This is a genomic window from Yoonia sp. D2-7 (genome assembly GCF_055809435.1).
Map to the genome: position 1 here is coordinate 1,231,432 of NZ_CM147912.1, position 11,941 is coordinate 1,243,372.

Genomic DNA, 11,941 nt, shown 5'->3' on the forward strand with positions numbered 1-11,941 from the left:
TGCCCGCGTGGTGGAATGGTAGACATCGGAGACTTAAAATCTCTTGGCCGAAAGGCCGTGCCGGTTCGAGTCCGGCCGCGGGTACCACCTTCCCAATCTCAGTATTTTGGCAGTTCGGTCAGCGCACACATCTGTTGATCCGGATTTTCGCAGCACGACTTGATGTCAGCAACAGAGGTGCTGTGAAATGTGCTCCACGCGGCGCGCGTGAGGCCGTGTTCGGGAGGCATCGCATGTGACAGCGGGTATTGTTGCGCCAGAGGATCGGCCCCTTCAGGCACTGTGGCACCTGTCATCCAGTCCGTCAGCGTGTCGCAGGTTGTCTGCCGCCCGATCCGGTGGCAGCCAAGACAGGTATTGTCCCGCAAATCAAACGTCTTGGTCGGCCATTGATCAAAGCCGAATTCAGCACCGACATGGTAATAGGGTCCTAGCGGATTGGCTGGTATTTCGTTCCAGACCTGACCGACGAACGGTGAATACATGAACGGATCGTTGTCATGGCAATTTCCGCAGCCGTCAGTGACCAATGCGTCGGGATCAGCCCAGATCGCAGGTGCTGCGGGATTGGTTGGCGACACAACCTGCGTCCCGTCAATCGGTGCGTCGGGATCATCGGCTTTTGCTTGGAACCAGCAGGTCGCCCCTGTGCTGGGATTATGGGCGATAATGTCGATTTCATCGTAAGCGAATTCATTGGCAGGGCGGTTGTGTTTCTGTCTGCACATCGCTGAAATTTGCGCGGTATCAGTGGAAAGGTTCAGAATGCGTGACCCCGGCACACACTGCCCGTCAGAACCATGCCCGTTGCTGAGCAGTGCTGGCCGGTCACAGTCCATACCCTCCTGAAATGTATCGTATGTGACAGGTTGACCATTAACCGTCACGGGCACCACTTCGCCATCGCCGCAAGAAAAATCCGGGATATCCGCGATCTGTTCGACGCATTGCAAAACATAGATTTCGTGCTCTTCACTTTCGAAGGCCCAAATGGCGGTGACCGTCAGTAAAAGAGCCGCAAGCGCGGCAAGGATCACAGACTTCATTGCGCGGTCTCCCCGTTGATCACGGCCATAGCTGTTTCACGCAAGGCTTCTTGGTAGCGGACGTAACCGGTGCAGCGACAAATATGATCACCGATCGCGTTTTCGATTGCTGCGTCTAATTCGTCCTCGGTCACTGGTGCGGTCGCAAGCCAGTCGAGGAAAATTTGGGACGCCATAACGAACCCGGGTGTGCAGTATCCACATTGAAATGAAAAATGTTTGAGAAACGCCGTTTGAATGGGCAGCAAGGCATCGCCGTCCGACACGCCTTCGATTGTTGTGATATCGGCACCGTTCAATGTGGCAAGGGCGGTGGAACAACTGACGATGGGTTCCGCGTTTGGGTTCGGGGCCTTGGTCATCGACACGGTGCAGGCGCGACAAATTCCCATACCGCAGCAAAATTTGGTGCCGGTCAGGCTGGGCGTCATCATCTCGTGCATGTAGTCAAGCAGCTTGATGTCACCTGCGTCATCCTGAACAGACTGCGGCTGCCCATTGATCGTGAAGGAAATGGTCATGACTGTAATCCTTCCAAGACTTTTTCGGATGTGATGGGCAAAGACGTAAGGCGCACGCCTATGGCGTCCTTGATCGCGTTTGAAATCGCGGGCGGGATCGAACACATGACAGCCTCGGCGATGCCGCGACCCTGTCCATTATCGCCGGGCGTTTCAGGTATAATGTGCAGTTCTTGTGATCGTTCGCCTTCAACGTAAGATGTTTTGATTGGCACATCCTGAAAACGGGCGACATGATATCGGTTCAGGTTCCATGTGCCATTTGCGGGACCCGCCATGCCGGGCGGTAGGTCTTCGTGTAGTGTGTAGCTTATCGCCATTGCGACGCCGCCTTGGCTTTGGCCTGATACCAATTCGCGCACATGCACGCGGCCGGCATTCAAAACGCTGACTACGTTTTCGACTTGGACCCGACCTGTGTCGGTATCCACGGTCACGGCGACAATGTTGACGCAAGGAGCCCAAACAAAACGGGAGAACGCTTTGGTATGCGCTTGTGGCCCGAACCCTTTTTGCCGTTTGATCGGTTGGGCTTGTGTGTCACCATCCAGATAAACGGCAAGACCGTCCAAGATCAAATGTTCGGTACCGCCGCCAATTTCATAGTCACCTTCGGCCCATGTATTCTGGAAATAGGCATGGCCGAGCGTACCACGCGGCAGGTTCATCTCCCCCGCAATTTTCGCGATATCGGTCAACGTGATCGGGTCGGTTGCGCCATTTACGAGCGTAAGCGCGCCGTCGATCCAAGTGACGTCCGTCGATGTTAGGTCTGGCAGGCCCCAGACCTGTCGGGCAACCGGCAACACAGTCGCAAGAAAGAAGGCTTTCGCCGTTTGCTGAACCACGTGCACTTGATGCAATGCGGTTAGGCAGGCGGATGACGATCCCACGCCCTTTGCCGTCCAACTTGGATTGTCCCAACGCAGGCCGTCAGGGTCATCGTTCGTAAGGCCGGTTTGCCCAAACAATGTATACCCCCCCATATCAACCTGCGTGGCATTTGACCCTAGGATATCGCCAATGACGACGCCAAGGGTCGTTGCTGATCCATTGCCCATGTCGACGGCATCGGACTGCACGCAGAACGTACCGTCGTCTTGCAGTATTACAGCAGCTACTGTGCCATCGCCCGACGTGCCGTAGGCCTGCAACGACATTGCCATTCCCGTCCCATAGGATTTGCCAACCGTCTCATTCTTGAGTTTTAAGTCCGCGCGATCACGCCAAAGAGGATGTTGCTCCGCGACATCCAGCATCTGACTGAGCTGCAGTTCCTGATCAATCGGTCCACCAACGACCGTTGTTTCACCTTTTTTGATGATGTTCTTGCGACGCAACGCAATCGGATCCCATTCTTGACTACGTGCGATATCGTCGAGCGCCGTTTCAATCGCAAAGAATGCCTGCGGACCACCGAAGCCGCGCTGTGACCCACCCGAGATATTTTCGGAATGGATCGCATCCGCATAGATATTCGCCATCGGAGTCTTGTAGGCGCCTCCAGCGCAAAGGGCGGCAAGGCTGGCGACATAAGGGCTTAGGTTTTTGCGTCCACCCCCATCAAACTGCATCGTCATTGCGATATTCTGCAGCATCATGTCCGGTCCGACCGACACCTGTCCCTCCAGCGTTGCGGCGTGTCGTTTCAGGCCAACGCGGAACTGTTCGAACCGATCATACATCAGTTTTACGGGGCGCCCGTCCGTGAAGGCGGCCGTTAATGCCAGCATCAACGAAAACGGAGATTTATCGCGGCCGCCAAATCCTCCGCCCGGATAGCAACTGGTCAGTTCGACTGCGCTTAATTTAAGCGGGGCGTCATCTTCTTCATTATACATCGACAATATGTCTTTGACATCGCCATCAGGAGATTGCGTGCCGAGAACCAATCGCAACTTTTTTTCAGTTGTGGTTTCGTCCAGCCAAGCAAGTCCTGCCTCAGGTTCCATGAACATCGGATCCATGGCCCGCATGTCGCAGGCTAAGTCTTGTTGGATCAGGCCATCAATTTCAGAAAGGCGATCGTCAATCTTTTGGCGGTATCCGTTGACTTCGTAAGGATATGTGTAGGCGTTGGCCGTTGCGGAATCGAATGTCTCGCCGTCCAAGGCGTATTTGACGTAGGTCGTCTTGGGGTCGAATGCGACACCTTTTGGGGGCAAAGGCCCCTCGGGATCGCCGTAGGACTGGAATTGGTTGTCTTGGAATTGCATCGCTGTGCGGGCGGCATGATAACTTGGAAAGTCATCGAAGATCAGCAAAGCCACGGCTTGCCCAAGGAAGTCCGGCACATTGCCGGGCTGAACGATCAGATCGTAAACAACTGCGCTGGGACGATCAAAACCTTCGGGGTCGGGTGCGATGCTGGCCAGCGCTTCGATCTGTTCGTCGATATGTAAATCACGCGCAGAACTGATTTGCGGAGATCGCTGGGCGTCGCTGAGTTGGTCGCCAAGGATCAGCTTGCCCTTTTGGGCAGCGGGCGGCAGTGCGTAGGACTTGATCCCCAGAAAGACCTGTTCAGTCGTAAGCGCACGCAAGAACATCGCATAGCATTGCTTCGTCGGCCAGGGCGTGCCCATATCGGCGGCGCTGAAATCACGCGCGTAGACCTTTTGTCCCGTCACCTTCGCGACACCATCAATCCGTTGTGTCGCAACACCGGGTGAAGATGATGCAGTATTCCCGATCTGGACCTGACTTGCCTGTCCGGCAGAACTGGGCGGGGGCAAGAAAGACGCGGCAACGATACCTGCCGATGTTTGCAAGAAACGCCTGCGGCTGATGTGGGATGACCGTGCTGACGGTATGTGTTTCATCTAAGTGCTTCCAACGTTGATTGATTTGGAAAACAGCAACTCTGTATTCAACCAAAGCATGTGCGAAGTTGACCTAACGGTATGTCGCATAGCTTACACTTGGGGCTGACAATGCCCCTAGATCGTGCGAATTCCCGAGTGGGATGGTACAAAACTACGTCCAATTGCGGCAAGTATAATACAAATTTGCCATAATTGGGGTATTTTGGAATGCCACCAAAAATTTAATGCATAAATTAACTCAATAAACTCAAGGGTTGTAAGCCTCTGACGCCCCGTCAGACGCAAACTGGTGAACAATCTGTGAAATCGACGAGAACTGGTCTCATTTTGTACGCAATTGGTACCCAACACTATGTCTCATTGCCGGGCTACCGGTCGAAACCAAGACGACACAATATGTGAATTCATCACAACGTTGTCTGGTGGGTAAATCTTGTGAGGAGACAAACAATGAAGAACTCAGGTTTTTCTATCAAGGCAGGTGCATTCTGCATTCTATCTATCGTAGGCGCAGCGGTTCTACCGACCAACGTCATGGCTGGCGACGTTACACTGAAGTCCGCCGATGGTACTGTGAACTTGACCGGCGAATTTCTGGCATTTGAAGACAACAGCTACATGGTACGCACACCACTGGGTGACCTGCGGATCGCAGCGACCCGGGTGACGTGTGAAGGCGAATCTTGCCCCGTTTTCGAAGTCGAAAGCGCAGATGTACAAATCGCAGGGTCCGATACGCTGGGTAGCGGCCTTGTCCCTCTGCTTTTGGAAGGCTACGCGGGTAACATCCAAGCCGCGGCCACAATCAGTGCTGGTGCAGACAATAACATCGTTGCTGAATTGATCGGTGATGACGGTTACGGCGATGATCTGGGATCTTATCTCGTCAAATCGGCTGGCTCCAACGATGCGTTCAGCACATTGCTTGAAAACGAAGCACACATCGGGATGTCATCCCGCCGTATTCGCCCAGATGAGGCCCGTGCATTGCGCGACGCTGGTGCGGGCAACATGGTGAGCCCATCGCAAGAACATATCGTCGCGGTCGATAGCCTTGTCGTGATTACGCACCCAAGCAACCCAATTGACACGTTGACAACTGAACAGCTGGGCAAAATCTATTCCGGTGAAATCAAAGATTGGTCCGAAGTCGGCGGTAATCCAGGCAAAATTCTGGTTGTAGATCGTCCAGAAGGGTCCGGTACGCGGGCTGTGTTTGCCAACGCAATCTTCGGTGACAAGCCAGAGCTTGAGTTGGCTCCGATTGAAGTTCGTATCGCGAACGACAACAGCAAAGTATCAGAACTGGTCAATGAGCACGAAAATGCAATTGGTTTTGTTGGTTACGCCTTCCAACGTGGTGCCAAGCCGCTGACGTTGATCAACGAATGTGGTCTTTCGATCCGCGCCGACGCGTTCTCTGCACGGACAGAAGAATATGCGCTGCAGCGTCGCTTGTACCTTTATAACCGCGCAGATGCGGATTCAGAGCAGATGTCTGACTTCCTGACATACGCAACGTCGCCCGCGGCCGATGCTGTCATCTCGAAGTCGGGTTTCATCGGCCTGAGCATTGATCGCCGGATTCAATCTTTGGACAGTGATCGTGGACGGGCCCTGCTTGATACGAATGTCGATGCTTACGAAGGCGCATTCATGCGGGATATGCTGGCGAAAATGGTCGAATATGACCGTCTATCCACAACTTTCCGTTTCCGGACTGGATCATCCGCATTGGATGAACGTGGTTTGGTCGATATGCAGCGCTTGGCTGATTACTTGAAAGCCGAACCTGACGCAGAAGTTCTGTTCGTTGGCTTCACAGATGATGTTGGCGCATTTGATAGCAACCGCAAATTGTCTGAGGATCGTGCAAACCAAGCGTTGGCACAATTCGAACAATTCCTTGGTGATGACATTGCCGGATATACGCTCGATTCAGCTGGCTACGGCGAAATTGCGCCATCGGGTTGTAACGTGTCCAGCGAAGGCCGTCGCATCAACCGTCGTGTGGAAGTTTGGGTGAAAACAGCTGGCTAAGCCACGCTATTCCCCCAATTCCAGACTGTTCCAGAGCCGCAATTTGGCTGTGAACAGTCTTAGACAAAGGAAACAATATGTTTGAAAAAACCACATCAGAAGGTGCGACGTCACACGTCAAGTTGGCTCATGTCTTTAAAGGTGCCGTAGCAGCGATCAGCCTAGTGGCCGCATCTCCGGCCATGTCTGCGGACATCACAAAAGACGTCGGTTCAAGTGAAAGGGTCAACCTTTCCGGTCAACTGGGCACGTTGTCTGAACGCATCACGGCTGCGGCTTGCAATCTGAGCGCTGGCGTTGCCACAACCGAAGCTGCTGCAGTGCTGCATATCTCGACGCATCACTTCAGCCGCATCAACCAAGCGCTTCTGGCGGGCAACCGTGGCTTTGGTATCTTGGGCGAAGAAACGCGTCCGCGGACCTTGCGTGCGATCGAAGATCTCAACGCGAAATGGGAACCATTGCAAGAGCTTGCCAATGGCCTAGAAGCCGCATCGAATGATATCGGTGCCGTGGAAAGCCTTGCTGAGCAAAGTGATCCATTGCAGCGAGAAGCCCAAATTCTCGTGTCAGAGATTACGGGCCAATACGCTGATCCGGTCGCCTTGCTACATGCTGATGCCTTGCTGTTGGAAATCGCAGGCCGCCAGCGGATGCTGTCCAACCGGATGTCGAAGAACGTATGTCTGATCGCATCAGACGTGCACGACGAAGAAGCCATGGCTGAATTGAGCGAGACGATTACATTGTTTGAAATCTCGCTTGGTGCATTGCAAAACGGCATGGAAAGCGTGGGCGTTCGTCCACCGCCAAACGATGCCATTGCTGCTGGTCTTCAGGTTGTTGCTGACGAATGGGCGACGATCCGTCCTGTTCTGGACGCAACACTCGGTGGTGCAGAACTGACTGACGAGATGCGTGCAGAGGTCTTCCTTGCTTTCCTTGGCATGGAAGGCCGCATGAACAATGTAGTGACGCAATACATGAAGAACTCGAAGCAAGTCTTCGGTTAAAGTTCGAAAAGTTAAAACGAAAACGGCGGCGCAGATGATGCGCCGCCGTTTTGCATTGGATTTCTTCAATTTACCCGTCGATGCGCACAGCCGACAATGCAATTGCTTTCTGGTAAACCGTCGCAGCATTCCATTCATTTAGAACGCGGAAGTTTTGTGTCCCTTCCTGATATGGCTGACCTGGCTGCCATCCTTTTTGACGCAAGAAATTGGCGGTGGATGCAAGCGAATCCGAAATAGAATAGAGATCAACGCGGCCGTTACGATCTGCGTCAACACCGTAGGTCAATGCGTTGCCAGGCAGGAACTGTGTATGTCCCATTTCGCCGTGAGCAGCACCGCGTTGATTGGGCGCAAGGCCCCCGCGATCAACCAGCTTGAGCGCTGCAATTGCATGCGGCACAAAAAACGCAGAGCGGCGGCAGTCGTAGGCGACCGTCGTGATCGAATCGACGACAGGGGTGTTGCCAAGGTTGCGACCAAATCCTGTTTCCATGCCGTGAATAGCCAGCAAAATGCCCGCAGGAACGCCGTAAACCTGTTCGAGGGACGCGTAGAACGCCGGATTTTGCGACTTCACGCGGCGGGCTTGCCCTGCGAAGCTATCAAGCGATCCTAGACGGATGCGAATGAAATCATCGAGCGCATATTTCACACCGCGCTGGTTCCGGTCTGCGGCAATTGTAGACGTAGAATAGGATGCGTTTGCAAGGGCTTGCAGACCAGCCTGACCAACGCCGTTGGCAGCGGCTTCGGCGGCAAAGGCCTGTTTCCAAGCAGCAAATCCGCTCGCGTCGTTCCCGCAAGTTGCTGCGATAGCTGTGCTTGCCATGAGCGCAATGCCGACGGCGGTCGAAAGTGTCTTAAACATAAATATCGTTCCCCAACTCAGTAAAGTTGGGCGAACTCTATCACGTAGGGGCAGGGTGCCAAGGTCAGGCTTTCCCTATCATTCCCCGTTAATCGCGTGTGCCAGCAAAGCGTTCGGCCCATTCTGCGCGTTCATCGTCCGTGATCTTGCGGAACAGGTTTTCAGGCACATCGAACGCATGCCCGACCGGTAGGGCATTGAGCGCGACTGTCATGTCTGTTGGCCAAGCGTCATCTTCCGTCTTCATGGCCGTCAACATCGCAGCACTTGCGTCCGGAATGAACGGTTTCGACAGGATCGCGTAGATGCGGATCAGGTTCAGGCCCACACGGACCTGCATCGCTGCCGTTTCTGGTTCGGTTTTGAACGTGGTCCACGGCGCGTTGGCTTGTAGGTATTCGTTACCCAGCACCCAGATCGCACGCAATTCAGCTGCGGCTTTGCGGACTTCAACGGTGTCCATGTACCCTTCATAGGCTTGCACACGTGCGGTCAGATCGGCGATCAATTGCTCCTCTGCTGGCCCAAAGGCGACGCCATCAGGCACGGCTTCAGAGAATTTCGAGCGGCAAAATTTGGTGATCCGACTGACAAAGTTGCCAAGCACATCTGAAAGGTCTTTGTTGGTATCGGTTTGGAACTGGTCCCACGTGAATTCCGCGTCAGACGATTCTGGTGCGTGCGACAAAAGCCACCAGCGCCAGTAGTCGGACGGCAGCAATTCGAGCGCCTGATCCATAAACACACCACGCCCGCGCGAGGTCGAAAATTGGCCGCCATCATAGTTCAAATAGTTGAAAGATTTGATGTAATCGACCAGCTTCCAGTCCTGATCCATGCCCATGATCGTGGCCGGAAACGACAGCGTGTGGAATGGCACGTTATCTTTGCCCATGAATTGGGTGTAGGTCACGTCGTCCGCACCTTTGTCAGTGCGCCACCAGCTTTCCCAATCGCTGCCTTTGCCCGCATCAACCCATTCTTGGGCGCAGGCGATGTATTCGATTGGCGCATCAAACCACACGTAGAAGACTTTGCCTTCCATGCCTGGCCAATCCTCTGTCCCGTTTTTGACGGGAACGCCCCAATCAAGATCGCGTGTGATCCCGCGGTCTTGCAACCCGTCGCCGTCGTTGAGCCATTTCTTCGCAATAGACGTCGTCAGGACAGGCCAGTCTTTCTTGCTTTCGATCCAATCGGCCAATGCGCCTTTCAGTTCTGACTGACGCAGGTAAAGGTGTTTGGTTGTCCGGACTTCCAGATCAGTCGATCCAGAAATTGTGGAATGGGCATCAATCAGATCGGTCGGGTCCAATTGCTTCGTGCAATTGTCACATTGATCGCCACGCGCACTGTCAAAGCCGCAATTCGGGCAGGTGCCTTCGATATAGCGATCCGGCAGGAAACGGCCATCAGCGATGGAATACACCTGTTCTTCGGTCACTTCGCGGATCAACCCTTGTTCGGCCAAGCGACCGGCAAAAGCCTGTGTCAGCGCGTGATTTTGCGATGATGAAGACCGGCCAAAATGATCGAACGACAGACCAAAACCATCTGCAATCTTGGCCTGGACATCGTGCATTTCAGCACAATACTCCGCGACGGGCTTGCCCGCTTTTGCGGCGGCTAGTTCTGCGGGCGTGCCATGTTCGTCGGTTGCACACAAAAACAACACCTCATGGCCGCGTCCGCGCAAGTAGCGGGCGAACAAATCTGCAGGCAATTGACTGCCGACAAGGTTACCAAGGTGCTTGATCCCGTTGATGTAAGGAATAGCTGAAGTGATCAGATGACGGGCCATAATTCGTGTCCTTTGCGGTCTTGAAGGACTTCTAACCGCGTCGGCGCGTAGATGCCAGTCGGATGCCATACTGTCGTGCAGTTTCGCAAATGTCGGAGGTGTCGCTTTTCATTTTGATCTTCGCGGGATTATATGACCCCAAATCCATTGCAGGAGATGATCAATGAAAATCCAAGCAGTTTTGGCCGCAGTCGCAATTTCCTTGGCAGCACCGGTCGCTGCCCAAGACCTTTATGTCGGGGCAGGGCTTGATTACGGCTACCCACATTCAGGTGACAAAGAATTCTTCGGATCTTTGATGGCGGGCGTAGTTTTTGATGTTGGCCCTGTGGGCATTGGCATCGAAGGGGACACGGGCCACCAGTTTGGCGACGGCGACGGGCGCGAAACATCGCGGGTCCGTGGCCTTGTGACCTATGACTTTGGGCGGTTTACGGGGATCGCAAGTGCGGGCGCCGTTCAATACAAGATCGGCAATAGCGTCATGGACGGTGAAACTTACGGCTTGGGCGCGCAGATGCCTGTGACGGATCGTTTTGACGGACGTTTTGAGATGATCCGCGATTTTGTTGGCGGTGATTTTGGAACCGATGTGACAACGACGCGGTTGTCGATGTTGTACAAGTTCTAATTGGACCTCGGAAAAGGACGCTCCCCTCTTATGAAAATGCTTAAGCTTGGCCGCACCGATATTGAAGTTAGCGATTGGTGTCTCGGCACGATGACCTACGGCAACCAAACGCCTGAAATCGACGCACATCAGCAAATGGATATGGCCTTGGACGCCGGTATCAATTTCTTTGACACTGCCGAGGCGTATCCGGTGAACCCGATTTCTGCGGAAACGGCGGGGCTGTCAGAAAGCATTGTTGGTAATTGGATCAAATCAAGTGGGCGACGCGACGACGTTGTAATCGCCACGAAAGTTTCCGGACCAAATCCGGGATGGGTGCGTGACGGCCGTGGCTACGATGGTGAGGTGATCAGAGAGGCGGTTGATGCGTCGCTGAAGCGTCTCCAATCGGACGTCATCGACTTGTATCAGATGCATTGGCCGGTCCGTGGGTCTTATATGTTCCGCCAAAACTGGACGTATGATCCGTCGGGTCAGGATCGCGCGCAGACCATGGACCACATGATGGACGTGCTAACCGCACTTGGTGACATGGTGAAGGCGGGCAAAATTCGCAGCATTGGCATGTCGAACGAATCCGCGTGGGGCATGACGCAATGGACCCGTCTGGCAGAAGAAAACAACTTGCCGCGCATGGCGTCCGTGCAAAACGAATATTCCTTGATGTGCCGGCTTTACGATACCGACATGGCGGAAATGGCCGTGAACGAAGATGTGACGTTGTTGTCGTTTTCACCGCTAGCTTGCGGGCTTTTGTCCGGCAAATATCAAGGCGGCGCTGTGCCTGATGCCAGCCGCTTGTCCTTGAATGGTGATCTGGGCGGGCGCATGACGGATCGCACTTTGCCAGTCACACAGGTCTATCTTGATCTTGCCGCGAGACATGGGTTGGACCCAATGCATATGGCAATGGCGTGGCAACGGACACGACCGTTCCCCGTTTCTGCGATTTTTGGCACGACGACGACGGCACAATTGAGCCACCTGCTTGATGGGCTGTCATTGAACTTGTCAGATGAGGTTTGCCAAGAAATTGATGCGACGCATCGCGCGCATCCGATGCCCTACTGATCACCCGTCAACGGCGCATGTTTTTCACCAAGCGATAACCGCAGATCCGGGCACGTTTCCCGCTTGTCACGCGCGTTGAAATCGCGGACGGTCATCCCAACAAAAGTGGGAGACATTGC

10 protein-coding genes and 1 tRNA gene are annotated in these 11,941 nt (G+C 54.0%); 5 read left to right on the plus strand and 6 right to left on the minus strand.

Annotated elements, in window-relative coordinates; all coding sequences use genetic code 11:
• Position 1 precedes the first annotated feature (1 nt).
• Positions 2-87, plus strand: a tRNA-Leu gene (locus AC0L7R_RS05945).
• A gap of 11 nt (positions 88-98) precedes the next feature.
• On the opposite strand, the gene AC0L7R_RS05950 is transcribed toward AC0L7R_RS05945, so the two are convergent.
• The 3 genes from AC0L7R_RS05950 to AC0L7R_RS05960 are packed head-to-tail and all read right to left on the minus strand — an operon-like array spanning position 99 to position 4,389.
• Positions 99-1,046, minus strand: a complete 948-nt coding sequence (locus tag AC0L7R_RS05950; protein ID WP_473659548.1) for a hypothetical protein — start codon at positions 1,044-1,046, stop codon at positions 99-101.
• Positions 1,043-1,567 (minus strand): 2Fe-2S iron-sulfur cluster-binding protein, encoded by a 525-nt coding sequence (locus tag AC0L7R_RS05955; RefSeq protein WP_473659550.1) that lies wholly within the window; start codon positions 1,565-1,567, stop codon positions 1,043-1,045. Before AC0L7R_RS05955 ends, AC0L7R_RS05950 begins: the two co-directional genes overlap by 4 nt.
• On the minus strand, positions 1,564-4,389 hold the full coding sequence (locus tag AC0L7R_RS05960; RefSeq protein ID WP_473659552.1) for a molybdopterin cofactor-binding domain-containing protein: 2,826 nt from the start codon (positions 4,387-4,389) through the stop codon (positions 1,564-1,566). Before AC0L7R_RS05960 ends, AC0L7R_RS05955 begins: the two co-directional genes overlap by 4 nt.
• 453 nt (positions 4,390-4,842) lie before the next feature.
• Here AC0L7R_RS05960 and AC0L7R_RS05965 point away from each other — a divergent pair, with 453 nt between their 5' ends.
• Both AC0L7R_RS05965 and AC0L7R_RS05970 read left to right on the plus strand, forming a co-directional pair.
• Positions 4,843-6,432, plus strand: a complete 1,590-nt coding sequence (locus AC0L7R_RS05965; protein WP_348108883.1) for a phosphate ABC transporter substrate-binding/OmpA family protein — start codon at positions 4,843-4,845, stop codon at positions 6,430-6,432.
• 77 nt (positions 6,433-6,509) lie between these two features.
• On the plus strand, positions 6,510-7,445 hold the full coding sequence (locus AC0L7R_RS05970; RefSeq protein WP_473659554.1) for a type IV pili methyl-accepting chemotaxis transducer N-terminal domain-containing protein: 936 nt from the start codon (positions 6,510-6,512) through the stop codon (positions 7,443-7,445).
• A gap of 70 nt (positions 7,446-7,515) precedes the next feature.
• Here AC0L7R_RS05970 and AC0L7R_RS05975 read toward each other — a convergent pair whose 3' ends face one another.
• Together AC0L7R_RS05975 and metG are read right to left on the minus strand one after the other, a co-directional pair.
• On the minus strand, positions 7,516-8,316 hold the full coding sequence (locus tag AC0L7R_RS05975; protein ID WP_473659556.1) for a lytic murein transglycosylase: 801 nt from the start codon (positions 8,314-8,316) through the stop codon (positions 7,516-7,518).
• Between the two features lie 88 nt (positions 8,317-8,404).
• A complete protein-coding gene (metG, locus tag AC0L7R_RS05980; protein WP_473659558.1) occupies positions 8,405-10,117 on the minus strand; it encodes a methionine--tRNA ligase in 1,713 nt (570 codons plus the stop codon).
• A gap of 163 nt (positions 10,118-10,280) precedes the next feature.
• Here metG and AC0L7R_RS05985 point away from each other — a divergent pair, with 163 nt between their 5' ends.
• Complete coding sequence (locus tag AC0L7R_RS05985; protein ID WP_473659560.1) at positions 10,281-10,748, plus strand: hypothetical protein; 468 nt, start codon at positions 10,281-10,283, stop codon at positions 10,746-10,748.
• Between the two features lie 30 nt (positions 10,749-10,778).
• Positions 10,779-11,822 carry an aldo/keto reductase gene (locus tag AC0L7R_RS05990; protein WP_473659562.1) on the plus strand — a complete coding sequence of 348 codons (1,044 nt, stop codon included), beginning with the start codon at positions 10,779-10,781 and terminating at the stop codon, positions 11,820-11,822.
• Here AC0L7R_RS05990 and AC0L7R_RS05995 read toward each other — a convergent pair.
• Complete coding sequence (locus tag AC0L7R_RS05995) at positions 11,816-11,938, minus strand: hypothetical protein (protein ID WP_473659564.1); 123 nt, start codon at positions 11,936-11,938, stop codon at positions 11,816-11,818. The genes AC0L7R_RS05990 and AC0L7R_RS05995 overlap by 7 nt on opposite strands.
• Between the last annotated feature and the right edge of the window lie 3 nt (positions 11,939-11,941).